This is a genomic window from Bradyrhizobium ferriligni, assembly GCF_056837965.1.
In genome coordinates this window covers 44,347-67,938 of record NZ_JBXEJO010000054.1, presented here as the reverse complement: position 1 = coordinate 67,938, position 23,592 = coordinate 44,347, and the positions used below count along the sequence as shown (strand labels likewise).

The 23,592-nt window shown below is 63.8% G+C and carries 23 protein-coding genes; 10 read left to right on the top strand and 13 right to left on the bottom strand.

The annotated features are described in order from the left end of the window. Window positions 1-139: 139 nt before the first annotated feature. The 3 genes from AC1VNY_RS28745 to AC1VNY_RS28735 form a co-directional block, all read right to left on the bottom strand. Window positions 140-946: a phytanoyl-CoA dioxygenase family protein gene (locus tag AC1VNY_RS28745; protein WP_482407717.1), complete on the bottom strand. Its 807-nt coding sequence runs from the start codon at window positions 944-946 to the stop codon at window positions 140-142. A 238-nt stretch (window positions 947-1,184) separates the two neighbouring features. Further along, on the bottom strand, window positions 1,185-1,550 hold the full coding sequence (gene dksA / locus AC1VNY_RS28740) for an RNA polymerase-binding protein DksA (RefSeq protein WP_170991616.1): 366 nt from the start codon (window positions 1,548-1,550) through the stop codon (window positions 1,185-1,187). A gap of 210 nt (window positions 1,551-1,760) precedes the next feature. Then, window positions 1,761-2,372 (bottom strand): NAD(P)-dependent oxidoreductase, encoded by a 612-nt coding sequence (locus AC1VNY_RS28735; RefSeq protein ID WP_482407716.1) that lies wholly within the window; start codon window positions 2,370-2,372, stop codon window positions 1,761-1,763. A 104-nt stretch (window positions 2,373-2,476) separates the two neighbouring features. Here AC1VNY_RS28735 and AC1VNY_RS28730 point away from each other — a divergent pair, with 104 nt between their 5' ends. Next, entirely contained in the window at window positions 2,477-2,863 is a 387-nt protein-coding gene (locus tag AC1VNY_RS28730) for a winged helix-turn-helix transcriptional regulator (RefSeq protein WP_411783251.1), read from the top strand. Between the two features lie 73 nt (window positions 2,864-2,936). Here AC1VNY_RS28730 and AC1VNY_RS28725 read toward each other — a convergent pair whose 3' ends face one another. Then, complete coding sequence (locus AC1VNY_RS28725) at window positions 2,937-3,350, bottom strand: flagellar assembly protein FliX (protein WP_482407715.1); 414 nt, start codon at window positions 3,348-3,350, stop codon at window positions 2,937-2,939. 264 nt (window positions 3,351-3,614) lie between these two features. Between AC1VNY_RS28725 and AC1VNY_RS28720 the strand changes: the two genes are divergently transcribed. The 4 genes from AC1VNY_RS28720 (at window position 3,615) to AC1VNY_RS28705 (ending at window position 6,165) form a co-directional block, all read left to right on the top strand. Next, the gene (locus AC1VNY_RS28720; protein ID WP_038385504.1) at window positions 3,615-4,739 is read left to right on the top strand and encodes a flagellar basal body P-ring protein FlgI; all 1,125 of its coding nucleotides are present in this window, start codon (window positions 3,615-3,617) and stop codon (window positions 4,737-4,739) included. Then, window positions 4,739-5,095, top strand: coding sequence for a flagellar assembly peptidoglycan hydrolase FlgJ (gene flgJ, locus AC1VNY_RS28715; protein ID WP_482407714.1), 357 nt, complete (start codon window positions 4,739-4,741; stop codon window positions 5,093-5,095). The genes AC1VNY_RS28720 and flgJ overlap by 1 nt, the downstream gene beginning before the upstream one ends. Before the next feature lie 19 nt (window positions 5,096-5,114). Next, the gene (locus AC1VNY_RS28710; protein ID WP_482407713.1) at window positions 5,115-5,618 is read left to right on the top strand and encodes a hypothetical protein; all 504 of its coding nucleotides are present in this window, start codon (window positions 5,115-5,117) and stop codon (window positions 5,616-5,618) included. 160 nt (window positions 5,619-5,778) lie between these two features. Further along, a complete protein-coding gene (locus tag AC1VNY_RS28705; protein ID WP_028337698.1) occupies window positions 5,779-6,165 on the top strand; it encodes a hypothetical protein in 387 nt (128 codons plus the stop codon). 18 nt (window positions 6,166-6,183) lie between these two features. Here AC1VNY_RS28705 and AC1VNY_RS28700 read toward each other — a convergent pair whose 3' ends face one another. The 3 genes from AC1VNY_RS28700 to AC1VNY_RS28690 all read right to left on the bottom strand — a co-directional run bounded on the left by AC1VNY_RS28700 (window position 6,184) and on the right by AC1VNY_RS28690 (window position 8,320). Next, window positions 6,184-6,549, bottom strand: coding sequence for a hypothetical protein (locus AC1VNY_RS28700; RefSeq protein WP_016846761.1), 366 nt, complete (start codon window positions 6,547-6,549; stop codon window positions 6,184-6,186). Window positions 6,550-6,577: 28 nt separating this feature from the next. Beyond that, window positions 6,578-6,943 (bottom strand): flagellar biosynthesis regulator FlaF, encoded by a 366-nt coding sequence (flaF, locus tag AC1VNY_RS28695; RefSeq protein WP_016846762.1) that lies wholly within the window; start codon window positions 6,941-6,943, stop codon window positions 6,578-6,580. A gap of 207 nt (window positions 6,944-7,150) precedes the next feature. Next, the gene (locus AC1VNY_RS28690) at window positions 7,151-8,320 is read right to left on the bottom strand and encodes a flagellin N-terminal helical domain-containing protein (RefSeq protein ID WP_035631872.1); all 1,170 of its coding nucleotides are present in this window, start codon (window positions 8,318-8,320) and stop codon (window positions 7,151-7,153) included. 366 nt (window positions 8,321-8,686) lie between these two features. Between AC1VNY_RS28690 and flbT the strand changes: the two genes are divergently transcribed. Then, on the top strand, window positions 8,687-9,118 hold the full coding sequence (gene flbT / locus AC1VNY_RS28685; RefSeq protein ID WP_482407712.1) for a flagellar biosynthesis repressor FlbT: 432 nt from the start codon (window positions 8,687-8,689) through the stop codon (window positions 9,116-9,118). A 135-nt stretch (window positions 9,119-9,253) separates the two neighbouring features. Here the strand turns inward: flbT and AC1VNY_RS28680 are convergent, their stop codons facing one another. From AC1VNY_RS28680 to AC1VNY_RS28660, 5 genes are all read right to left on the bottom strand, one after another. Continuing rightward, window positions 9,254-11,137 carry a flagellar protein gene (locus tag AC1VNY_RS28680; protein ID WP_482407711.1) on the bottom strand — a complete coding sequence of 628 codons (1,884 nt, stop codon included), beginning with the start codon at window positions 11,135-11,137 and terminating at the stop codon, window positions 9,254-9,256. 7 nt (window positions 11,138-11,144) lie between these two features. Next, window positions 11,145-13,022, bottom strand: coding sequence for a flagellar hook-associated protein FlgK (gene flgK / locus AC1VNY_RS28675; protein WP_482407710.1), 1,878 nt, complete (start codon window positions 13,020-13,022; stop codon window positions 11,145-11,147). Between the two features lie 46 nt (window positions 13,023-13,068). Then, complete coding sequence (locus tag AC1VNY_RS28670; protein ID WP_482407709.1) at window positions 13,069-14,901, bottom strand: flagellar hook protein FlgE; 1,833 nt, start codon at window positions 14,899-14,901, stop codon at window positions 13,069-13,071. A gap of 183 nt (window positions 14,902-15,084) precedes the next feature. Next, window positions 15,085-15,585: a peptide-methionine (R)-S-oxide reductase MsrB gene (gene msrB, locus AC1VNY_RS28665; RefSeq protein WP_057016674.1), complete on the bottom strand. Its 501-nt coding sequence runs from the start codon at window positions 15,583-15,585 to the stop codon at window positions 15,085-15,087. Window positions 15,586-15,660: 75 nt separating this feature from the next. After that, entirely contained in the window at window positions 15,661-17,157 is a 1,497-nt protein-coding gene (locus tag AC1VNY_RS28660; RefSeq protein ID WP_482407708.1) for an NAD(P)/FAD-dependent oxidoreductase, read from the bottom strand. 94 nt (window positions 17,158-17,251) lie between these two features. Here AC1VNY_RS28660 and AC1VNY_RS28655 point away from each other — a divergent pair, with 94 nt between their 5' ends. The 4 genes from AC1VNY_RS28655 to AC1VNY_RS28640 all read left to right on the top strand — a co-directional run bounded on the left by AC1VNY_RS28655 (window position 17,252) and on the right by AC1VNY_RS28640 (window position 22,335). Continuing rightward, window positions 17,252-17,794: a SixA phosphatase family protein gene (locus tag AC1VNY_RS28655; RefSeq protein WP_482407707.1), complete on the top strand. Its 543-nt coding sequence runs from the start codon at window positions 17,252-17,254 to the stop codon at window positions 17,792-17,794. Between the two features lie 155 nt (window positions 17,795-17,949). Continuing rightward, window positions 17,950-18,375, top strand: a complete 426-nt coding sequence (locus AC1VNY_RS28650; protein ID WP_016840840.1) for a universal stress protein — start codon at window positions 17,950-17,952, stop codon at window positions 18,373-18,375. Between the two features lie 327 nt (window positions 18,376-18,702). Further along, on the top strand, window positions 18,703-21,951 hold the full coding sequence (locus tag AC1VNY_RS28645; RefSeq protein WP_482407706.1) for an AMP-binding protein: 3,249 nt from the start codon (window positions 18,703-18,705) through the stop codon (window positions 21,949-21,951). Window positions 21,952-22,164: 213 nt separating this feature from the next. Beyond that, on the top strand, window positions 22,165-22,335 hold the full coding sequence (locus tag AC1VNY_RS28640) for a hypothetical protein (protein WP_193395257.1): 171 nt from the start codon (window positions 22,165-22,167) through the stop codon (window positions 22,333-22,335). A 186-nt stretch (window positions 22,336-22,521) separates the two neighbouring features. Here the strand turns inward: AC1VNY_RS28640 and AC1VNY_RS28635 are convergent, their stop codons facing one another. Then, complete coding sequence (locus tag AC1VNY_RS28635; protein ID WP_482407705.1) at window positions 22,522-23,430, bottom strand: Bug family tripartite tricarboxylate transporter substrate binding protein; 909 nt, start codon at window positions 23,428-23,430, stop codon at window positions 22,522-22,524. Between the last annotated feature and the right edge of the window lie 162 nt (window positions 23,431-23,592).

Sequence of the window (23,592 nt, the reverse complement as noted above, 5' to 3'; positions counted from 1 at the left end):
GGTGGGGGTTTCTCCACGAGTGATATCGCGGAGAGAGCCCCCACCCGGATCGCATCTAGCGATGCGATCCGGCCTCCCCCGCAAGCGGGAGAGGCGAAGACAGCCCGTGGCGGCCGCTTCACCAGACGGCCATCGGACATCACTCCATGCCAAGCGCCTTTCGGATCGCGATCTCGACCGGCGAATACGCACCATCCGCACGTTCCAGCCGGTACGGTTCGCCGGCAGCGAGCGACGGCTGGGCCATGAAGCGCGGCGTCATGCCCCGATGCTTCTGCGCGGCATGCACCAGCAACGGATGGCACAGATAGACCGTGCCGGCTTCACCCGTCGCGAGCGCAACCTCGCAGTCGGCGCCGACATCGTCGAGCACCATGCGTGCGCGCCCGGCCTCGCCCGCCGGCGCGAGATAGCGCGCCATCGGAAGGTGCGAGCCGACCCTGATCCGGGTCGGCGCGTCGTCCTCGCCGACGTCGGAGAACAGGAACAACAGCAACAGCGCCCGGCCGCGCGAGACGACATTGGCCCGCCAGGCGGAGAAGTCGCCGCGCTCGTTGGGATCGCAATCCTCGCCAGGGAAGCTGACGTCGATATGCCAGCCGGCATCGCCGGGATCGTCCGGATGCGGGAAGCGCACCGGAAAGGTTCCGATGTCGTCGCGCGGGCGCCAGCGGCCGGGACCGGCGATCTGATCGAACGCCCGGTGCAGCAGCGGCGTGTTGATCGCTTCGCGAAACGGCGTTCCGCCGTACCCCGGCAACCGGATCACCGGTTGGGTCCAGGTCAAAGGGTCGTGCTCGCTGCACGGCAGATCACGCCACATGATGGCGCGTCCCCGGTCGGCGAGTTCCCGGGGAAAGGCGCTGTCGATCCGGACAAAGCCCTGTTGGATGAATTGCTCGATCTGCGCGCCGTCAAGCGCACGCGGGTCGTTTCGACGGGTCATGATTGTCTCTCAAACTGTCGCCAGCCATCGCTGCTCCGCGATGCGCGGAACCTGACCGGCTCATTCGGTTTCACTGGAATCCCAGGAGCGAAAGCTCGTGGGGCCGCTCAGCGCTTCCATAAAGAAGCGGGATCAGCCCAGGAAAAACACCGAAGCGATGTTGAGAGTGCGTGTCATCATGGCGGCGCGAACGTACAACCGGTACGCGCCGGTAGCAATCTGTGGCGATCCGTCGCCACTATTCGTCGCGATAGACCTTCTCGCGCTTCTCGTGGCGTTCCTGCGCCTCCACCGACAGCGTTGCGATCGGGCGGGCTTCGAGCCGCTTCAGCGAGATCGGTTCACCGGTCTCTTCGCAATAGCCATAGGTGTTGTCTTCGATGCGCTGGAGCGCCGCGTCGATCTTGGAGATCAGCTTGCGCTGACGGTCGCGGGCACGAAGTTCGATCGCGCGGTCGGTTTCCGAGGACGCTCGGTCCGCGAGGTCGGGATGATTGACGTTCTCTTCCTGCAACGTCTGCAACGTGACCTTCGATTCGCGGAGGATCTCATCCTTCCAGGCCAGCAGCTTGGCGCGGAAATAATCGCGCTGCCGCTCATTCATGAAAGGCTCTTTTTCAGTCGGCCGGTAGTTCTTCAGCTTTTCCAAAGGCAGCCATGTCCCTGTCAGGCGGAGGGAACACAACCCCTCCGCGCGGCGCCTTATATAGCCACGTCATGTGACAGACAATATCTGCCACCGCGAAAGGCGGGCCGCCCCCAAGGCCTTGCACAGGCAAACTTATCCGCCCTGCCCGGGGACGGCCCTGCCCCCTCAATAACCGACCGTGAAACGGCGGCGGATATGGGCCGGACGCTCGATTTCGTCGGCGAGTGCAACTGCGAAATCCTCGAACGAGATCGAGCTTTTGCCGTCGGCTGCGGTCAGAAGCTGGTCGGTCCCGAGGCGGAACTTGCCGGTCCGCTCGCCGGCCACGAACAGCGCCGAGGGCGACAAAAAGCTCCAGTTCAGGTCCTTTTCCTGGCGCAGCAGGTCGAGGAACTCAGCCCCCTTGGAGGCCTCGGCCTTATATTGGGGCGGAAAGTTGGGGGTGGTCACCAGGCGGACGCCCGGCGCCACCTCAAGGCTGCCGGCGCCGCCGACCACGAGATAGCGGCCGACCCCGGATGCCTTGGCAGCCCCGATCAGCTTGGCGGGGTCGCTGACCAGGAAATGGATCGAACTGATCGCGGCATCGTGGCCGGCCCACAGCGCGGCCAGGCCGGCCTGGTCGTTCGCGTCACCCTTGCGGGCAGTGACATTGGGCAGGCTGGCGATCTTCTCCGGGTTGCGGGCGATGGCGGTGACGGCGTGGCCGCGGCGGGCGAGTTCCGCGGTGATGCGCGAGCCGGCCTGGCCGGACGCGCCGGCGATGGCGATCTTCATCTCAAGTCTCCGATTGATGGTTTCCAATGGTGACTAGATAGCGAAATGGATGTAGGTGTGAAGAAGGCACTCTCGTCTCACCTGATCACGCCGGAGTAACCGCGATGAAAGCCACGAGCCTCAAGCCGGACGCCTATGCCGCCAATTGCCCGACGCGCCAGATCCTCGACCGGGTCGGCGACAAATGGGCGGTGCTGATCCTGCTGCTGCTGCGCGGCGAGCCGATGCGCTTCAACCAGCTCCGCCGCGCCATCGAAGGCATCTCGCAGAAGATGCTGTCGCAGGTGCTGAAAAGCCTGGAGCGCGACGGGCTGCTGCGCCGCCGGGCGATCGCAACGGTGCCGGTGACGGTGGAGTATTCAATCACGCCGCTGGGATCGACGCTCGCCGAAGCGGTCGATCCGCTGCGCGACTGGGCCGAACAGAATCTGAAGGAAGTGCTGGCCGCGCAGCGCCGCTACGACGCGCAGCGCAAAGCGCTGGCGGCCTGAGGCACTGCGGCCTGAGGCACTGGCGGCCTGAAGGCACTGACGGCGTGGGACAGGTGAGATGATCGGGAGGAGCCTAGTATTGCCCGGCCTTGGCGAGCTCGACCTCGACGCGCAGCTCGATCTCGCCGAGCACGGCATCGAGGCCGGGATCGCCGGAGGATTCCTTCAGGCTCGCCGCGGCGTCACGCAGCCGGTTCACCGTGGAGGAATCGAAATTGCCTGACAGCAGGCCGAGCTTGAGCGCATCGAGCACGTCGAGCGCGCCCTTGCCGCGGGCGACCGAGCGCTTGCGGCGTTCGGTCGGGTCCTCGACACCCTGCAGCGCGAGCAGCGCATCGAGGCTGGCGGTGGCCTTCGGCGCCGTGGTGGAGCGAATCTCCTCCTGCGCGGTCGTCGCATCCGGCAGCGAGAAGCCGCTCGACGAGGTGCGCCGCGTGGCGCCGGTGGACGTGCCAAGCGTGGTGCCGTTCGGTCCGTAGATGCGCATCGTCGTGATCCCGCAGGCCTGAATGAGCCCAGCATCGCCGTTTTATGGTTAACGGCGCCTAAACGACCCGGCAATTTCTGCCGCCGCGCGGCAGTTTCGCGCTCCCTGGCGAACCCGAGGAAATGACGGCCCGACAATTTCGATAAATATATCAATACATTGCCCAAGCGGAGCGGAGTGGCACGCAGCTCGCATGGTTAATGGCGGATCGCCGTCATGGGAGTGTCGCGCAATCCGCGAGTTCAGTTCGAGGGGAGCATCGGGATGCCCGGCATCCGCATCGCAAATCTGTTCGGAGTGGCCTGCGCCGCGCTGCTGGCGCTGGCGGCCTCCGTCATGCCGGCGGCCGCGACCTCGCGGATCAAGGATCTCGCCAATATCGAGGGCGTGCGCCAGAACCAGCTGATCGGCTACGGCCTCGTGGTCGGCCTCAACGGCACCGGCGATACGCTGAACAACATCCCCTTCACCAAGCAATCGCTGCAGGCGATGCTCGAGCGCATGGGCGTCAACATCCGCGGCGCCACCATCCGCACCGGCAACGTCGCCGCCGTGATGGTGACCGGCAATCTGCCGGCGTTCGGCACCCAGGGCACGCGCATGGACGTCACCGTCTCCGCGCTCGGCGATGCCAAGAACCTGCAGGGCGGCACCCTGCTCGTCACCCCCCTGCTCGGCGCCGACGGCAATGTCTATGCGGTGGCGCAGGGATCGGTGGCGGTCGCCGGCTTCGCGGCCGAAGGCGCCGCCGCCAGCGTCGTGCGCGGCGTGCCGACCGTCGGCCGGATCGCCAACGGCGCCATCATCGAGCGCGAGATCGAGTTCGCGCTCAACCGCCTGCCCAATGTGCGCCTCGCGCTGCGCAACGCCGACTTCACCACCGCCAAGCGGATCGCGGCGGCGGTCAACGACTATCTCGGCGTCAAGACCGCCGAGCCGATCGATCCCTCCACCGTGCAGCTTGCGATCCCGACGGAATTCAAGGGCAACGTCGTCGCCTTCCTGACCGAGATCGAGCAGCTGCAGGTCGATCCCGATCTCGTGGCCAAGATCGTGATCGACGAGCGCTCCGGCATCATCGTGATGGGCCGCGACGTTCGCGTCGCCACCGTCGCCGTCGCGCAGGGCAATCTCACCGTCTCGATCTCCGAGAGTCCGCAGGTCAGCCAGCCCAATCCACTGTCGCGCGGCCGAACAGTCGTGACACCGCGCACCAGCGTCGGCGTCAGCGAGGACGGCAAGAAATTCGCCGTGGTCAAGGACGGCGTCTCGCTGCAGCAGCTGGTCGACGGCCTCAACGGCCTCGGCATCGGACCGCGCGATCTCATCAGCATCCTGCAGGCGATCAAGGCCGCCGGCGCGATCGAAGCCGACATCGAGGTGATGTGATGGCGAGCCTGATCAACAGCACCACCGGCAGCATGCCGAACAAGGCGTTGATGCCGATGTTCAACGGCCGCCCCGATCCCGTGCTGCAGGACGCGCTGAAGAAGGTGACGCCGCAGCAAGCCGCCAAGGCAAAGGCGACCGCGACCGATTTCGAATCGATGTTCCTGAATTCGATGTTCTCGCAGATGACGACCGGCCTGAAGGGCGACGGACCGTACGGCGACACCGTCGGCACCGGCGCATGGCGATCGATGCTGACCGACGAATACTCGAAGAATTTCGCCAAGGCCGGCGGCGTCGGGATTTCCAACGAAGTGTTCCGCTCGCTGATCCTGCAGCAGGAGAACAAGAGCTAGGGTTTCAAGGAGCAGCGCGATGAACCAGCGTCCACAGCAGCCGCGGCCAGCAGCATCCGCCCCCACCGCGCGGTCCGCGACGTCGACGCCGCCGGACGTCGCGCGTCTTGCCAACGAGCTGACCGAAGTGATGAGCGGCCTGCTCGCCGTGATCGAGCAGGAGACCGAGTTCGTCCGCGCCGGCAAGATCCGCGAGGGCATGCGGCTCGAGGCGCAGAAGTCCGAGCTGTCGCGGCGCTACATGCTCGCGGTGGAGCATCTGAAATCGATGCAGAAGATGCTGTCGCAGACCGATCCCGAGCTGCTCGCGACGCTGCGGCGTCATCACGAGACGTTCCGCGCCATGCTGCAGGTCAATTTGACCGTGCTTGCGACCGCGCATGCCGTCTCCGAAGGGATCGTGCGCGGCGTCAATGCCGAGGTGCAGCGCCGCAACATTCCGAACACCTATACCGCAAGCGGACAGCGCGCAACGCCCGGCCCGCGCAACATGACGCCGATCGCGGTCAGCCGCACGCTCTGACGTGTACGCTTACAATTTAGCTCAATTCGACGCCGCCCCGGCAGCGCGGCATTCAGCGTGTTTTCTAACAGCCTATTGAGAGGTTCCCCGTAGAGTTGCGGACCGTGAGGGGTTGGGATTTGACTCAAGCAAACTAGTGCCTGTGCACTACGAGGCTGCCATGAGTACAGATTTCAACATCAAGCCGGTGGGGGCACCGGTCGCGGCGCCGATGGTCTCTCCCACGAGCGATACGGCGCAGAAGGCGGTCAAGACTGAACTGCCGGCGAGCCAGAGCGTCACCGCTCCGGAGCCGAGCGTGCGCGTCACCATCGACCCCAACGCCGTCAACGCATCGATTTCAAATCAGGCTCCGTCGGTCAGCGACCAGGTCATCATCGACCGCGACGCGCGCGCCGTGGTCTATCAGGTGGTCGACAATCGCACGAATTTGGTGGTGAGGCAGTTTCCGGAAGAAGCCGTATTGCGCCGCCGCGCCTATTTCCACGCGCTCGATCTCAGCAAGGACGCGCCGACGCGGGTTCGTGCCACCGATCGCCGCGCCTAGGCGCGGACCAACGACCGCTCAGGTCTTCTGCGTGGCGTAGGCCTTGTCGAGATAGGTCGCTCCGGTGGCCGGATCGGTGACGACATTGGCGATCAACGCCGTCCCCTGCTGCACCAGCGCGAACTTGGTATCGCCAATCCGGAACCCGCCATCCTTGATCAGCACGTCCTGATACTTGCTGGTGCCGTCGCTCTGGTAGTGGACCTTGGCGCGGAAGCCATCGACGTTCGACACCGAGATGTTGAACGATTTGTTGTTGGCGTACTTGCCGCTCCAGCTGCCCTCATAGAGGTTCGGATCGACGGCCACATACGGCGTCTTCGACGGGACCGTCAGGCCGGCGGCCTTGTAGTTGGCCGACAGGATGCTCAACACGTCGGCCATGCCGAGGGCTCCGTCAGGAATCGATCGATCAGCCGCGGCCCGAGAGGCCGGCGGCGATATTGCAATTGATATCGATCAGCGACTTCAGTTTCGCCGGATCCGGATTCATCTGGATGTCGACGGTCTGCTTCATCACGAACACGCCGATATTGGCGATGTTCTGGCGAATCTCGAGCGGCTGCGGATTGTCGTCGCCTTGCGCGGCGCTGAGAAAGATCGACCACAACCGGCGATTGAACAGCAACGCATGATCGAGCGCCTTGTCGGGACCGTTCCAGTTGGTCTGGACTTCCTGCAGCTGCCGCGCGGCCTTCAACAGCGCCTGCGCTTCGATTTCACGGGGGGACGCCGTCGTCGTGGAGGTACGAGCGTAGGCCTGGGCTGCATTCGACATTCAATGACCTCGATGGGATGCGGATTTCTCGAGCCGCGAAGACGCAATTCTAGCGCCCGATATTTATGCATCCGGCGCCTTTAAATATGGTTAGCAGCCGTTACGAAATGCGCCGTTCTGAGGGCATGAACAGACACCGTAATATCCCGGAGACAAAAGAAAACGGCGGGGTTTCCCCCGCCGTTCTCGAAGCACTTGCCGGCGCGCTTAGCGGAGCAGTTGCAGCACGCTCTGCTGGCTCTGGTTGGCGAGCGCCAGCGCGGAGACCGCGATCGACTGGCGGGTCGACAGCGCCTGGCTGTTGGCCGCTTCCTCGTTGGTGTCGGCCAGCGTCAGGTTGGACGAGCCGGTCTGCAGCACGTTGATCAGGTTCTTCGAGAAATCCTGACGGATCTGCACGATCGACAGGTTCGAACCCAGCGTCGAGGCCTCGCTGCGCAACGAGGAGCTCGCCGAGCTCAGCGACGCAATGACGCTGTTCGCCGAGTTGTTGTCGAGGAAGTCGGTGCCCGCGGTCAGCGCTTTCAGACCGAGGCCGCTGGCATTGAAGGTGACGCCGGTAATGCTGAGCGTCGACTTGCCGGTCTCGTTGAAAGTCAGCTTCAGGCTGTCGCCGTTCAACAGGTTGATGCCGTTGAACGAGGCGTCCTGCGCCGTGGTCGTGATCTGCGCGATGGTGTTGTTGTACTGCGTCACCAGCGCGGCGCGCGCCGACTGCGAGGCCTGGTCGGCAACGGGGGCCGTGCCGGCCGCGCTGAACGTCGCGGTGCCGCCACCGGTGTTCGTGAAGGTCACCGCACCAATGGTCGAGGACGCTGCGTCATTGGTCGTGGTGATGACGAGCTTGTTGGAGCTGTCGAGGCTCGCCGTCAGGTTGCTGGCCGCCAGCGATGTGTTCAGCTGCGCCAGCGACGTGCTGGCCCCGAACGTAAAGCTGAAGGCAGGCTGGCCGGCCGACGCTGCGATCGCCAGGACGTCACCGCTCTTGATCGTGGTGCCGTCGACGAGGTTGGCAGACGTGCCGCCGAGCGCTGCGGTGGAGGTGACCGTCGACCTGGTGGTGTAGCCGGTCGGGCTCTGCAGCACCTGGTTGGCGATCGACTTCGCGGTATCGACCAGCTTCTGCAGCGAGGTGATGCCGGTGTTGGCGGCCTGCAGCACCTGCACACCGTTGCCGATGCCGTCGAGCAGGTTGTTGATGTCGCTGGCGCGGTTGTCGAGCGACTGCGCGGTGAAGAAGTTGGTCGGGTTGTCGAGCGCCGTGTTGACCTTCTTGCCGGTGGCAAGGCGGTTCTGCGTCGTGGAGAGCAGATCGGCGGTGGACTGGAGGGAGAGGAGGTTCTGACGAACGGAGGAGGAGAGAATGATATCGGACATTTTCATACCTTTCTGGTGTGAAACTGAGGAGAAAGCCGCTCCAATCCTTTCTGATCGGGCGGATGGCCGATCCTGCGGTCTGGCCGCGAAGGAAAAAGAAATCTCCGGCACGGCATTTGAGACAAAGGCCGAAGAATAAAATTGTCGCCATTGGGCGAGGTTCGCCCCGAAAACTACTGAGGCGACTGACAATTCCGGCCAGATAACGACGCCAGCGCCCGCCCCTCGTTCACCAAGCATTAACCATCATGGGAAAGGATCGCTGTCGCATCGGCCCCTGCCCGCAACGGCGGCTGCTAAGCAGTGCCGAACCACTTCGCTCCGCCAGCGAAGACGTCGCGCGACTGCAGGCAAAGGAGAACGGTCATGGCCCTGAAGGTCGAACTCAAACCGAACGAGCGCATCATCGTCGGCAATTGCGTGATCACCAACACGGACCAGCGCGCCCGCCTGCTGATCGACGGCGACCGCATCCCGATCCTGCGCGAGAAGGACATCCTGACGCCCGAGACCGCGGACACGCCGGCGAAGCTGATCTATCTCGCCGTGCAGCTGATGTATCTGTCGCCGGACCCGATGGCGCACCACCCGACCTATTTCAGTCTGGTGCGCGACATCATCACCGCGATGCCGAGCGCGTGGCCGTTCATCGAAAGCGTCAACAACTTCATCCTCAACGGCGACCTCTACCACGCGCTGAAGGAGTCCAAGAAGCTGATCGCACACGAAGAGAAGCTGCTGGAAACCGCGCGCGACCAGCAGAACGCCGATCGCGACGACACACGCAAGAGCGCGTAGAGCTTCTCATTTTAACGCGTTTTCTTCACGCGAACCGGCGTCCACCTAGCTTGAAAACGCTCTAGCCCTACTCGGCTCAACGAAAAGGCCTCCACGCGGAGGCCTTTTTGCTGGCTGCAGATGAAGGGCGCGCGATCAGCTGATCGGCAGGTATTTCAGCAGCGTCGTCTGATACAGCATCGACGTGGTCTGGTACGACGCCTGCAAGCTGGTTTGCAGCGCGAGGATCTTGGTCGCGACCTCGTCCTGATTGACGCCCTCGACGGAGTCGAGCATCGTTTCCGCCATCCCCTTGAGCTGGGTCTGCCGATCGGTGGCAGCCTTGGTCGCGGTCTGCGCACCGGCGAATTCGGCCTGCACGTCCTGGATCTGCTGCTGACCGTTTTGCGGGGCGAGGTTGGCGCTCACGCGCTGCGCGAGCGCCGTCACCTGCGCGCTCGCATTCGAGTTGCTGGCATTGGTGGTGACGGCTGCGTACACCGCGACGTTCTGCAGCAAATAGCGGAAGGCCTGTTCGTTGGCGCGCGCGCCATACTGCACGGTGATCGACTGATCGACCTGCGCGACCGCGGTGCCGCGCGCCGACCCCGGGCCGTTCTCGCCGGTGTACCAGTAGACGGTGTTGCCGGGCGTGCCCGCGACCAGGTTGGTCGCGGTGTCGAACGGCGGTCCCCCTACCCTGAGCGGCGCCGGCGCTGCGGTGGTGTTGTTGGCGATGCCGAGCGCACCGAGTGCGGCGGCGTTGGAGCTCGAGATCGACAGGCTCTCGCCGTCGGCGCCGTGCAAGGTGATCGCGCCGTTGCTGATGGTCGACGGGTTCTTGGTGCGGCTGATCTGGTCGATCTTGGCCATCAACGTCTGCACGCTGTCGGTGACGTTGACCTGGTTGCCGGTGGCGCCCGAGGCCACGAAGGTGATCGGCGTGCCGTTCACCGTGATGGTGTCACCGGCGGCAAAGCTCGTCGACAGCGAGTCGGTGCCCGCCGCCCCCGAAAGGGCCGTGGCGCCGCTGATCGGCGCCGGCGGCGTGTTATGGTTGTTGACCGCCGCGCCCGAGACGGTCGCGACCGGATTGAAGAAATTGTTCGACGCCGCGACCGCGGACGCCGCGACCAGCGACGTGTCGCTCAAGGTCTTGATCGACGAGGTCAGCGTCGACTGCAGGTTGGCCGTCGTCGCCGCGGTGTCGGCGCCGATCAGGAACGAGCCGGCGGGCGGCGGGTTCGTCGTGGTCGCCGTGAGCTCGATCGCATCGGTGGTGCCATCGGGCAGCGTGAAGTTGAACTTGATCTTGTCGCCTTCCTTCGGATTGACGGCGCCGAGATCGACCGAAGCCGACTTCGGCGTGCCGGCCGGCTGCGTCACCGTGGCGCCGCCCGTCAACGACGACTGCACCGACAAAAGCTTCAGGCCGAACGGCGAGCCGTCCTCGGCGATACTCGTGACCGTCGTGGTCGCCGGCGGCGACGAGACGCTCAGGCGGCCCATCATGCCGGCGCCCTGATCGGCCTGCTTGCGCTCATTGATGAGCTGGGTGAGCCCGGCCTGGGTTGCCGTGCCCTTGAGCATGGTATCGGCGGACACCGTGGCCGGCGTATCCATCGCGCGGCCGGAAAACAGATAGCGGTCGCCCGACTGGCTGTTCAGCATCGCGACCGCGTTGGCGAAGGCCGCCTGCGCCGTGATCTGGCCCGAGGTCTGGCCGCTGTCGTTGAGCGTCAGCGTCGCCGTCGTCGCGGCGTTCTTCACCTGGGTCCCGACGTCGGACAGGCCCTGCAAGGTGAGATTCGCGACACTCAGGCGCGTGTTGAGGTTGGTGGCGGTATCGGAGAACGCGTTGATGCCGCTGATCTGCGCGCGCAGGCTGAGCGCAAAACCGCGATCGAGCCCCTGCCCCGCATAGGTCGTCGATACCTTGCCGGTCGCAAGCTGCGTGGTCAGGTCATTGAGCTGATTCCGCAGGTTGAGGATCGTGGTGCCGATATAGGAAGTTCTGCCGCTTACGCCGTCGATCGACATGTTACCCTCACGTGAGCTGCAGCAGCGCGTCGTACATCTGCTTGATCGACGACATGACGCGCGCATTGGCGGAATAGGCATTCTGCAGCGAAAGCAGATGCGCCATCTCCTCGTCCATGTTGACGCCGGAGGTCGAGTCCATCTTGGTCTGCAGCGTGTTGAGCACGACATCCTGGCCGTCAGCCAGTTGCTTGGCAGCGGTCGCCGACTCGCCCTGCTGGCTGATGAACTGCTTGGCAAAGTTGAGCAGCGTGCCGGTAAACGGTGCGCCTGACGTGCCAAGGCCGGTCTGCGGCGAATAGCTGTACGAGGCGTTCGACAGCTGGTTCAGAACGAGGTTGGCGCGCGTGGTGTCGCCGGCCGGCGTCTGCGGATTGGTCGAGTACACCACCATGCGCGAGGGATCGCCGATCAGGCCGGTGTTGACGCTGATGCGCGCGGCAAGGCCGGTCGTCTGCGAGCCGTTCGCGGTGATCGCGCCGGTGTAGAGCCCGCCATTGTCGGTGAACAGCGGAAGGTGCGGATCGCCCGAGGTCAGCGACGAAACTGTCGAGGTGACCGACGCCGCGGTCACATCGGCCTTGTTGACGGCGCCGTCGTCGAGCACGCGCAGCGTCGACCCCGACGGATTGGAGAATTGCAGGCCGGTTCCGCCGAGTGCGCCGTTGAGCTGAGACAGCACCGAGCTCATGCCGCCGGAGAAATCGATGCCCAGCACCTCGTCGTTCGGATCGACGGTCGCGGTGTTGCTCAGCGGCAGCACGCTCGGATCGTCGACGCGAATGATCGACAGATTATGCGTGAGGCCGGTGGTGTTGTCCTTATAGGAGACGTGGATGGTGTTGCCGTTCTGCAGCCCCGAGAGGTCGAGGTCGAAGCCGGACTGCGCTCCCGCCGTCGCCGCGGTGCCCGTGGTGGTCTTGTCCGACAGCGCGCTCGACATCGCGGCGGCGAACTGATCGATCTGTGTCTGGGCCTGCGCCAGCGTGTTGTCGCGCAACTCGAGATAGGCGGCGATCTTGCCGGAGCGAATCGAGTTGGTCGACACCATGTCATAGGTGCCGCCATGCGGGAACGTGATGGTGATGGTGCCGACCGTGCTCTTGGTCGGGTCGGTATTGTACAACGTGTTGGGCGTCATCGTGCCCTGGGCGTTGAAGCTGAGCGTCGCGGCCTCGGTGCCGACCAGCTGCACGCCGGAATTGGTGAACACGCTCACCTGGTTCTGGCTGTTGGTGACGGTGCGGATGTCCATCAGCTGCGAGAGCTGCGTGACGTAGCGGTCGCGCTGATCGAGCAATGCCGCGGTCGAGGCATCGGTCGTGCCGCCATTGGCCGCCAGCTGGACATTGAGGCGCGCAATCTGCTGCATCGCATTGTTGGCGCTGTTGATGGAGTCGCTGATGCCGGCCTCGGCGTTGGCGCGCAGCGTCTGGATTCCCTGCGAGGTCGCGTTGAGCTGCTGCGCCATCGATTGCGCGGCATTGATCACGCCGATGCGGGCCGACTGCGATTCCGGGCTGGTCGACAGCCCCTGCAGCGCGGTCAGGAACTTGTTGTAGGCGTCCTCGATCGTGCCGGTGGAGTCGGGATTGCCGTACACGCCCTGCAGATTGGCCAGGAAGTCCGAGCGGACGTCGGCGTAGGCCGCTCCCGACGTCTCGGTGCGAAGCTGGGTCTGCAGGAATTCGTCGAGCTGGCGGTTGACGCCGGTGATGAGGACGCTCGATCCGTACTGGCCGGTGGTTCCGGTGACCTGGTTGAGCGTCTTCCTGACATAGCCGGGCGTCTCCGCGTTGGCGACGTTCGACGACACGAGCGAGAGCGAGGCCTGCGTGGCGCGCAGGCCCGACATCGCGGTGGAAAGGGCTTGGCTCAAACCCATGATGTGTACTCGCCTTTACTTCTTCACACGTGCAGCAGTGATGCGATCAGCGCACCACGTTCAGGAGATCCTGCACCATCGAATTGGTTGTGGTGATCACCTTGGTGTTCGCCGAATAGGCCTGCTGGGTCACGATCAGCTTGGTGAATTCGTCGGCAATATCGGTGTTCGAGCTCTCGAGCGAGGAACCGACGATGGTGCCGGCCTTGCCGAACAGCGCCGCGCCGGACTCGTCGGTCGCCTCGAACGCACCGCCGTCGATGCGCTTGAGGAAGTTGGTGCCGTTGAAGGTCGCCACCGAGATTTCAGCGAGGTCGATGTTGCGGCCGTTGGTGTAGTTGCCGACGATGCGGCCGTTGGTGGACACGCTGACCGACTGCAGCTGGCCGGCGGGGAAGCCGTCCTGCTGGATCTGGTTGACCTGAACGTTGCCGTTGGCGTCAGCAAACTGGGTCACGCCGCCGGAGCCGAAATTGATCACAGGGCTGCCGAGCGACACGCCGTTGACGACGGCATTGGTGAGCGCCACCGAGGAGATCGCCGGCGACATCTGGCCGTTCGAGGCGAAGGTGAAGTTGACGTTGACGTTCTGCCAGGAGACCTGCGTGCCGGTCGCATTGGGATTGACCTGATAGAACAGGTTCCAGGTGTCGGTATGTCCGCTGCCCAGCGAGGAGCTGTCGGTCTTGGCCCAGCGGAATTGCAGGTTCACCGGCGCGCCCGACACGTCGTAAGCCGTGACGGCGCCGCCCGAGACGGATTCGTTCAGGAAGGTCGAGTTGTCGTTGCCGACAACCTGGCCGGTGCCGACCGTGCCGCCGCCGCCGCGAACCGCAACCGCCGAGCCGGTGAAGCCGAGCGCTGCGAAGGCGGTCGCGTTCGAACTCGTCACGTTGAGGTCGGCCAATTTGCCGGAGTGCAAGGTGATCTTGCCGCCGCTGATCGTCGATGACGTCGTGGTACCGGTAATGGAGTCGATCTTCGCGAGCAGCGTTCCGATGCTGTCGGTGACGTTGAGCTGGTTGCCGGTCGCCCCCGAAGCCACGAAGGTGATGACGGTCCCGTTGACCGTGATCGTGTCGGCGGGCACGACGGGCGGGCCGGCAGAGCCGGCGCTGAAGTTGGTATTGATCGAATCGGTGCCGGCTGCGCCCGAAAGCAGGGTCGCGGCGGTAATGGCCACCGACGGCGTCGCCTTGTTGTTTTGCGCGGTGCCGGTGATGGCGGAATCGGTATACGGCGCAGCCGGCGTGCCCAGCACCAACGGATTATTTCCACTGCTGAACGCGCCCGGCCGGATCAGCTCGGAACCGGGAACCGAAGTGTCATGCGCCGTGGTCAAGGGATAGGACGCGAGGTTGGCGCGATAGTCGATCTTGGTGGTCTGCTGCGCCGGCAGGAAGTCGTTCTTGAATTGCAGCACCTGCGGCGATGAGCCCGCCGGGTTGCCGGTGGTCGGGTCGATCGGCACGCCCTCGAGATAGTAGCCGGCGCCGTTGACGAGATAGCCGTCCTTGTTGAGCTGGAAATCGCCGCGGCGGGTATAGCGGTCGACGCCGTCGAACACCGGCGCGCCGTCGGTGAAGCTGCCAGGCTTCTGCACCGCGAAAAAACCGTTGCCGTTGATCGCCATGAAGGTCGCGACCGATGCCGACTGCACGTCGCCCTGCACCGAGTTGGTCGAGCGAGACTGCGCGGTGACGCCGCCGGCGAGCTGCGCAGTCAGCGCGGTCTGCGGGACGAGGTCGAGGAACGAGGTATCGATGCGCTTGAAGGCGGTGGTCTGCGAGTTGGCGATGTTGCCCGAGATGTTTTCGAGCGCGTAAGACCCCGCGCGCAAGCCACCGACAGCCGTCGTGAGAGCGCCGAAGATACCCATGACATGTTCTCCAATTCGATTCCCGGCGGCTGGCAATCACAGGAATGGCCGCATCGGCGGAGCATGTCGCAAAGGTCGTGCCACGAAACAAAACGTAACAAAATCATCCGCTTGAAAAAAATGCCCCGGTCGTTCGACCGGGGCACATTTGCCGGGAGCGGCAACAATTGCCGGGAAGGAATGTCAGGTCGCCGACGGCGCCGCCGGGTGAAACACCAGCGCGAAACCGTCCATGCAGTAGCGCAGCCCGGTCGGTTTCGGGCCGTCGTCGAAGACGTGGCCGAGATGGCCGCCGCAGCGGCGGCAATGCACCTCGGTGCGCACCATGCCGAAAGTGCGGTCCGACGTCGTGCCGACCGCATTGTCCAGCGGCTTGTAGAAGCTCGGCCAGCCGGTGCCGCTCTCATACTTGGTCTCGGACGAGAACAGCGGCAGGTCGCAGCCGGCGCAGGCGAAGGTGCCCTTGCGGTGCTCCTTGAGCAGCGGGCTCGATCCCGGCCGCTCGGTGCCCTGGTTGCGCAGGATCTCGTATTGCTGCGGCGTCAGCTGCGCGCGCCATTCGGCGTCGGTCTTCTCGATCTCGAATTTCTCGGCGGCCTGCGCCGGCGAGGCGCGCAGCCAGCGAAAGGCGGCGAAGCCGAACAGGCCGGCGACGGAAGCAAGCAGGATGCGGCGATCGATCATCAATCATCTCCGGTGCGGACGGCTCAGGGGGCGCGCCCGAGGTTCGTCAACAGATACGAACCCCGCCGACGGACGTTACATCCGCCCGTCGGAGATCCGCTCACTTTCTTGCGAGGCATCCGGATACGGCGCCTCGCCGTCCTCGATCGGCCTCGGCGCGGGCGGCCGCGCCGGCCGCACGGCCGACGGGGGCGGACGGCGGGGTGCGGGTCCCCTGGTTCCCGCCCTGAGATTGGCCTCGGCGAGCCGCGCCTCGCGCAGGCGCTCCTTCGCACGTGCACCCTCGCGGTAGCGCGCCAGAACACCCGCCGCGGACGCGGCGCCCCTCGCCCACAGGCTGACGAAATGGCCGGCGACGCGGCCGGTGGTGCCACCGGCCCAGACCAGCTCGAACGGCGAAAACAGCCGCCAGCGATCGTCGCCCCACAGGATGCTGCGCGCGATCAGCTGCCCGGCGAGCGCCGAGGTGTTGAGTCCCTGCCGGCCGAAGCCGCTCGCCACCCACAGGCCCCGGCGCAACTGGCCGATCTGCGGCATGCCGTGCACGGTAACGCCGACCGCGCCACCGAACATCTCCGCGATGGGAACCTTGCCGAGTTGCGGAAACACCGTGGCGATGCGGCGCTGCACCGCCCCGCCAAGCCGCTTCGGCCGTGCGTCCCAGGTGGTTTCGGGGCTCGCCCACAACAGCCGATCGCCATCGACGACACGGAAATGGTCGATGCCGTTGCTGTCGACGACCGAGCCGGGAAACGCGATGGTCTCCGCCAGCCGCTCCCCGAGCGGCTCGGTCAATGCCGCGTAGCGCCACACCGGCAGCAGCGTATCGGACAGGCGCTTCAACGGCGCGCCGAGATGGATATTGCCGGCGAGGACAATATGATTGGCGCGCAGCCGCGCCGTCGGCGTCACGATGCGTTTGCGGATGCCCGAAAAATCGATGCTGACGACCGGCGTCTCCTCGAAGATCCGCACGCCCGCCAGCATCGCCAGCGCGGCGAGGCCATGCACATATTTGCGGCCATCGATCTGGAACGCCTTCGGATAGTAGATGCCGTGGAAATAGCGGCCGGTCCTGAGCACGCTGCGCACGCGATCGACCTGCCAGCCCTCGACCTCGGTCGCGAAATCCTCGCCCAGGGTCTGCAGGCGGCCGATCAGCGCCTCGCCGACATCGACATTGGAGACCTCCAGCGCGCCATCGCTCGGCTCGATGCCCGGGATCAAATCTTCGGTAGCGGTGGCGCGGACATAATCGGCGCCCTCCTTCGACAATGCCCACAATTCGCGGGCATCGTCGAGGCCGACGCGCTCGATCACGTCTGTCATCGGCAGGCCGAATCCCGGCATCACGGTGCCGAGATGGTGACCGGAGGCGTTCCAGCCGATCTGGCGGCCCTCGAGCACCGCGACGCTCGCCCCGAGCCGCGCCGCCTCCCGCGCCACGGTCAGGCCTGCCAGGCCGGCCCCGACCACGCAAATGTCGACGTCGAGGTCGAACGCCAGACGGTCGCCGAACGGCGAGTCCGCCTGATCGGGGCCGTCTGCCGCACTTGTGGAACTCTCGCTCATGGCGTTTCTTACGAACCGCTGCGGCGCTTGTCACCTTGTCCAGGGCATGAGCCTGTAGATTAATTCGACCTGACCGAATCGAGAATGGAAGTCCATGCGCCGTTTGCTGCTGCTGCGTCACGCCAAGACCGAACACGACGCGCCTTCGGGGCACGACCAGGACCGCCGCCTCGACGAGCGCGGCCACCGCGATGCGGCGGAGATCGGCGGCTGGATCGCCCGTCATCCGCCCCTGCCCAATCTGGCACTGGTCTCGCCGGCAGTCCGCACCACGCAGACCTGGGACATCGTGCGCGAGGCGCTGAAGGGCGCCGGACCTGCGCCGAAAGTCGAATTCGTGCCGGACCTCTACGGCGCCGATCCGGTGCAATTGCTGACCGCGATCCGGATGGCTTCGGTCACCGATCCGAAGCGGCTGATGCTGATCGGCCATAACCCCGGCATGCACGAGCTCGCGCTGACGCTCACCGGCAGCGGCGACGAGGCCGCAAAACGCGCGCTCGGCGACAATCTGCCGACCTCGGGGCTCGCCGCTTTCGACTTCGCGACCGACGACTGGAACGACGTCTCGTTCCGGCGCGGCAAGCTCGTCCTGTTCGTCAGCCCTAAACTGTTGAAGCAAGCCTCGCGCAGCTGACGCAAGCGGACAGCGCCGCTCCGCCATGCTATATTGACGTCTGCGCGACAGGGGGACCGGTTCGCGTCGATACGGAACGACTTCAAGAACAAGAAGGCGCGCGTCCCGGCACAGGGACCAAACGGCTCCAGACCAATCGCGGACAGGAGGCGCAGATGTACAAGTCCATTCTCGTGCCGATCGACCTCGCCGACACCGATCTGGCGAAGCCGGCGATCGCAACCGCTGCAACATTGTCGCAAACATGGAACGGGACGGTGCGTCTGCTCAACGTGCTGCCGATGACGCCGGTGATGCTCGCCGAATATGTGCCGGCGGATTTCGACAGCCAGCAGCGCGAAACGTCGGAAGAAGCGCTTGCGATCGTCGCGCGCGAATCCGGCATCGCGCCCTCCCGCATCTCGGGCGTGGTGCGTCAGGGCGGCATCTATCATGAGATCCTCGAGGAGGCCGCGACCATGAAGGCCGACCTCATCGTGATGACCTCGCACCGCCCGGCGATGCGCACCTACTTCCTCGGCTCAAATGCCGGCCACGTGGTGCGCTACGCCAAATGCTCGGTGCTGGTGGTGCGGCACTAAAGCGGGATGAGTTATGGGGCCGTGGCAGGCGGCGCTGCCAAAATATCGAAAACAACCCCATGCAAAGGAGTCGGCGGCTGCCGGGGTCGACCAGGCAACTTGACACGTCGGGCAACTCAGGGATATTCTTCTAATATTCCGAAATTGCGCATACATCCCCTCCCCACACTGTCAGAACGGGCAACTTGCCTGAGCGCAGCCGAGGCGCCCGCGGTCGATTGCCCGACGATGCTATCCGCGTATTCTCGTCTTCGATGTGTTTGAGGGTTCTGGGAATTGACTTCACCAGTTCAGCATACGGAGCGACATTGACGAAGAGGGGCGGCGTTGTCGAATATTGTCAAGGAATTGCGGAAAGGTAACGCACGCAAGAGCGCCGGAAGACGCCCCTTTCCGTGCGTTCGAGACCTCCTCGCCGACCATGCGGAAACTGCGCCGGAGCGCTATGCCATTCTGGCCCCGGCGCGCCGCCCGATGACGTATGGCGCGCTATGGACGCAGGCAAATGAAGTGGTTTTCGGGTTACGGAACGTCGGCGTGCGCCGAACTGACAGGGTCGCGGTCGTGTTGCCGGACGGACCAGAGGCTGCAGTAGCGGCGATCACGGTTGCGGCCGGCGCGGTTTGCGTGCCTCTCAATCCGGGTTTCACCTGTGACGAATACCAGCGTTATTTCGGCGAATTGCAGCTCGCGGCGCTATTGACGCACGCTGACTTGAATTCGGCCAGCCGAGGCGCCGCCCAAATCCAGGGCGTGCCCGTGATCGATGTGTCGATTCGGCCGAACGAGGGAGCCGGTGCGTTCAGTGTTGCCGGTCGGGCACCGCAGCTCCTGGTTGACGACGAGTTTGCGTCCAGCGCTGACGACGCGTTCATCCTGATGACATCTGGCAGCACGTCGCGGCCCAAAACGGTCCCTCTGACCCATGCGAGCGTCTGTCTGTCGGCCGACAACGTTGGCGCCGCCCTGGAGCTGGAGGCTCGCGACCGATTGCTAAGCGTACTGCCTCTCTTTCATGGGCATGGCTTGATCTCGGGACTTCTGGCCGCGCTTGCGGCAGGCTCCAGTACGGTCTGTCCGCCTGGCTTCGATGCAACAGCGTTCTTCGGCTGGCTGACGGAGTTCCGACCAACCTGGTACACGGCGGTACCGGCAATCCATCGCGCACTATTGGCGGCGGCGGATCCCTACAGGCAGGCTGCGCAGCAGTCCTCACTGCGGCTCGTTCGTTCGGCTTCGACATCTCTGTCGTCGGAAGTGCTCGACGGACTAGAAGCGCTGTTTGGCGTTCCCGTTATAGACACCTACGGCATGACGGAGGCCGCGACCCAGATCGCTGCTAATCCCTTGCAGCGGCGAAAGCGCGGTTCAGTCGGCCGGCCGGCCGGCCCGGAGATCGGGATACTGGACAGAGGAGGCCGTCGCCTGCCATCCGGCAAACGTGGAGAGATCGCGCTGCGAGGTCCCACCATAACCAGGGGGTACGACAATGATGCCGCCGCTACAGCGTCCGCATTTCAGGACGGCTGGTTCCGGACCGGCGACCTCGGATACCTGGACGCCGACCGGTATCTCTTTATCGTCGGTCGCATCAAGGAGATCATCCATAAGGGCGGCCAGAAGGTTGCCCCCGCCGAGGTAGAGGGCGCTTTGCTGAGCCACCCGGCTGTGATCGAAGCCGCTGTTTTCCCTGTTCCCCACGAGCGACTAGGCGCGGACGTCGCCGCCGCTATCGTGCTGCGTCAGGACGCAAAGGTGAGCGTACAGAGTCTCCGAGACTTTGCCCGCGGACGCCTGGCCGGGTTCAAGGTCCCTGGCCTCATCGTGATCGTACCGGAGATTCCGAAAGGCCCCGGCGGGAAGATCAAGCGCAATGAACTTGCGGCCGGCTTTTCAAAGATTCGACCAATCCAGGACGACGGCAAAGGAGTTGCGCCCAGCTCGGAATTGGAGCGTCAATTGGCCGGTATCTGGAAGGACATCCTGGACATCGATCGGATCAGCGTTGATCAGGATGTCTTCGCGCTCGGCGTGGATTCTCTTGCCATGACCCAGTTGACTTTGCGTGTGGAAGAGCGCTTCGGCATCACGCTGTCGTTCGAGGATATCTTCAATTCGTCGACCGTTGCGGCGCTTGCGCTTCGCCTTGAATCATCAAAAGAGGGCTCGTTGGCGCGCCCGCACGATCCGCCATCGCAGATCTCGCCCGCTGATGCAGATGGCGCACAGTCAATCTCCGTCGTGCAGGAGCGCATGCTACGCATCGAGCGAAAATTACCCGGGTTACCCCAGTTCAACCTGCCGTTCGCTTATCGATTGCAGGGCCGACTAAGCATTCCCGTGCTCGAGCGGAGCCTTGCCGAGGTCGTGCGTCGGCATGACATGCTGCGCACGGCGTTTATCTGGCAGGATGAGGTCCCCCTCGCTCGCGTCGTGCCGGACGTCGATGTCAGATCAATCCTGGCTGTGAAGGATTATGCAGCCCCGGCGCATACCGGAGATACCCGTGCCAAGGAACTTCTGCTGGTAAAGGCGAAGTTGGAAGCCGAACGGAGCTCCCTGGCGCCGATCGACATGAACAATGCGCCACTGTTCCGGGCCTATGTCTTCCGGCTCGATGCCAGGGACCATGTTTTGCTTCTGGTCATGCACGACATCATCATCGATGGCTGGTCGATGGCAATCTTCATGGAAGAGCTTCTGAAGATCTATGCCGCTGCGATTTCCGGTGCGAAGGTGCAACTGCCCGAACCGTCGCTTCAGTTTTCCGATTTCGCTCGCCGGCAGCGTTTGTGGTCCGGCACTGAGGAAGCAAACAAGCAGTTCGCTTATTGGAAGCGGTGCCTCGACAAAGCTTCACCTCCATTTGCGGCCCCGAAAAGCAGCGTTGGAGGTGAATTGACCTCGCGCGTTGTCCAGGAGCCTTTTCAAATATCCAACAATCTGGTGACGCAGCTCAGCGCCATGAGCCGCGACCGGGGCGCAACGCTGTTCATGAGCTTACTCGCCGGTTTCAAGACCCTGCTGCTGCTCCGGAGCGAGCGCAACGACATTTGCGTCGCGACCTTGATGGCCAATCGGTCTCAACTCCGGACAGAACGCGTGATCGGTCCGTTCGCGAACACCACGATCATCCGCACCCAACTTGATGCTGATCTGACCTTTGGCGAAGCGCTCAATCGCGTGCGCCGAGCCGTCCTGGAGGCTTACGCCAGACAAGAACTTCCATTCGATATCATTGCCAGCCGACTGGCGGAAGAAACCGGCCTGTGCCCGGCATCACTCGTTCAAGTTTATTTCGTTCTCCAGGTTGCGTTCCGCCGAGCGCTCGGGCTGCCCGATCTGACGGTTCGCCCGTTCGGCTACCAGGAGGAACGGTCTGCCATGCCGATTGACCGCGCCTGGCTTTCGATGACCCTCAAGGACACCCCGTCGGGAATGACCGGCATGTGCGGGCGTAAGGACGAGTTGCTCGAGCCGAACACCGTCCAGAATTGGATTGCCGACTACACGGCAATCCTGGCCAATGCGGCCGCAAACCCTAACGCGCAGCTTGGCCGATTGATTGATCCTTGAAACGATCAGGTCAGTCGCACCAAGCCGGTGCCAAAAGTGCAACGCTTTGTGCCGGTGTCACGCCGCGCGCAAGGTCGCCCAGAATTCGTCGGAGCCGAGTATCATCCCGCTTGATTATCCACTAGAAATTGTCGACAATTCTGCCGTGTATTGGACAAGGGATTAATCAAATCTAGTTTTGCCACTTTGGAGGCGGCGATGTGTAGATTTGCAGTGGATCTCATCGACTTTGAGGAATTGACCGCGGCGCAAAGGAAAGCACTGCTGAAGGACCTACAGAAGCGCAGGGATGCTCTGCAAGCGCAGCTGGAGGGGGTCAATGAATCGCTGAAGGGCGTCAATCAAGCGCTCAAAACGGTCCAGAAAGTATCAAAGCGCCGTTAGCGCCCGGGCCGTCAGCGCCCGACAAGGCTGCAGCCTGGCCTCCGCGCTTCATCCGCGCAGGGGCGCCGCCGAATGCGGAAAAGACAGCGGAGGGCCTAACCAAAGGGCACGTAAAATCGACGCTGCTCCAGACGGCAGGGTGTGAAGCCCCTGGTCACGTCATGGCCGGTCGCCGTCGCGGCCGTCTCAGGGTTGAATTCCGAGCACCTTAAGTATCGGCGTCCACTGGGTGTAATCTTTCTCATGCATCGCTCGTGCCTCTGCACCGGATCGCCATACTTGCTTAAATCCGACATTCTGCAGTTTCTCCTGAGCACGCTGCGATGCTTGCCGAAAAATCTCGGAGAGTCGGGAGACTTCCTCCGCTGATGTTCCCGGCGGGGCCAAGATGCCGACCCATCCTTCTGTCTCAATCCCGCTGCCGGTCTGTGCAAGAATGTGAAGTGAATCTTGAAACGGGAGAAAGTCCGGAAAAGGAACAATCGCAACCGCGACATGCCCCCCAAGGACACTGAGGATCGCTGGCGCCGACCCTTGATAGGGTACGTGCACCATCGGCACTCCGGAGTCGTTGAAAAGCTTTGTACCTATGAGATGGGGAATGCTCCCGGCGCCTGCGGTGGCCACGGTGCGATATTTCTCCTCGCGCGAGGCCTCCTGCATGTATTCAGCAAGATGCGCGGCAGCGTCTTTTCTCGTGACTGCAACGTATGAGAAGGTCGCCAAAACTCCGATCGGCACGAGCCCGCTTTGGGGTGACGTTCTGAGCGACGACGTGGAGGACATGAACAAGAGTGTCTGAGTCCCCTTTTGCCGAACTACCCAATCCGCCGCTATTGCTCCTCCCGCGCCAGGTCGATTTTCCACGATCGTCGACGTTCGCGCGATCTGCTCTGCTGCTTCAGCAACGATTCTGGCTGCGGTTGAAGAGGTTCCCCCTGCCGCGAATCCCACAACCAATGTAATCTGTCCATCATTCGGAAGTGCGGGACTGGAGAGCATGACAAGCGCAGCGAGAAAAAGCGGCGTGAATCTCGTCATTCGCTGATTCCCTTTTTCAACGAGGATCGCGATTTTCAAGGACAGCTGGACCACGTTCCCTTCGAGGGCGCAACCTCCGAAAGAACGTCATCTGAACGGCTTGGCTCTCCGGCGCGCTGCGGGCGCGCCCATCCGTCCGTACCTCGCACGCGGTTCGCCATCGAAGCGGGCAGAATTCGATACCGGGGTCGATCTCGCCAAGCTCGCACGCGGGCT

Excerpts from the sequence above, each read along its gene's own strand:
- flaF (WP_016846762.1), bottom strand. The coding sequence starts at position 6,943 with ATGTCGAATGCAGCCCAGGCCTACGCTCGTACCTCCACGACGACGGCG.
- dksA (WP_170991616.1), bottom strand. The coding sequence starts at position 1,550 with ATGAATGAGCGGCAGCGCGATTATTTCCGCGCCAAGCTGCTGGCCTGG.
- AC1VNY_RS28670 (WP_482407709.1), bottom strand. The coding sequence starts at position 14,901 with ATGGGTATCTTCGGCGCTCTCACGACGGCTGTCGGTGGCTTGCGCGCG.
- AC1VNY_RS28660 (WP_482407708.1), bottom strand. The coding sequence starts at position 17,157 with ATGAGCGAGAGTTCCACAAGTGCGGCAGACGGCCCCGATCAGGCGGAC.
- AC1VNY_RS28655 (WP_482407707.1), top strand. The coding sequence starts at position 17,252 with ATGCGCCGTTTGCTGCTGCTGCGTCACGCCAAGACCGAACACGACGCG.
- msrB (WP_057016674.1), bottom strand. The coding sequence starts at position 15,585 with ATGATCGATCGCCGCATCCTGCTTGCTTCCGTCGCCGGCCTGTTCGGC.
- flgK (WP_482407710.1), bottom strand. The coding sequence starts at position 13,022 with ATGGGTTTGAGCCAAGCCCTTTCCACCGCGATGTCGGGCCTGCGCGCC.
- AC1VNY_RS28690 (WP_035631872.1), bottom strand. The coding sequence starts at position 8,320 with ATGTCCGATATCATTCTCTCCTCCTCCGTTCGTCAGAACCTCCTCTCC.
- AC1VNY_RS28730 (WP_411783251.1), top strand. The coding sequence starts at position 2,477 with ATGAAAGCCACGAGCCTCAAGCCGGACGCCTATGCCGCCAATTGCCCG.
- AC1VNY_RS28745 (WP_482407717.1), bottom strand. The coding sequence starts at position 946 with ATGACCCGTCGAAACGACCCGCGTGCGCTTGACGGCGCGCAGATCGAG.
- AC1VNY_RS28710 (WP_482407713.1), top strand. The coding sequence starts at position 5,115 with ATGAACCAGCGTCCACAGCAGCCGCGGCCAGCAGCATCCGCCCCCACC.
- flgJ (WP_482407714.1), top strand. The coding sequence starts at position 4,739 with ATGGCGAGCCTGATCAACAGCACCACCGGCAGCATGCCGAACAAGGCG.
- AC1VNY_RS28705 (WP_028337698.1), top strand. The coding sequence starts at position 5,779 with ATGAGTACAGATTTCAACATCAAGCCGGTGGGGGCACCGGTCGCGGCG.
- flbT (WP_482407712.1), top strand. The coding sequence starts at position 8,687 with ATGGCCCTGAAGGTCGAACTCAAACCGAACGAGCGCATCATCGTCGGC.
- AC1VNY_RS28650 (WP_016840840.1), top strand. The coding sequence starts at position 17,950 with ATGTACAAGTCCATTCTCGTGCCGATCGACCTCGCCGACACCGATCTG.
- AC1VNY_RS28700 (WP_016846761.1), bottom strand. The coding sequence starts at position 6,549 with ATGGCCGACGTGTTGAGCATCCTGTCGGCCAACTACAAGGCCGCCGGC.
- AC1VNY_RS28735 (WP_482407716.1), bottom strand. The coding sequence starts at position 2,372 with ATGAAGATCGCCATCGCCGGCGCGTCCGGCCAGGCCGGCTCGCGCATC.
- AC1VNY_RS28725 (WP_482407715.1), bottom strand. The coding sequence starts at position 3,350 with ATGCGCATCTACGGACCGAACGGCACCACGCTTGGCACGTCCACCGGC.
- AC1VNY_RS28720 (WP_038385504.1), top strand. The coding sequence starts at position 3,615 with ATGCCCGGCATCCGCATCGCAAATCTGTTCGGAGTGGCCTGCGCCGCG.
- AC1VNY_RS28680 (WP_482407711.1), bottom strand. The coding sequence starts at position 11,137 with ATGTCGATCGACGGCGTAAGCGGCAGAACTTCCTATATCGGCACCACG.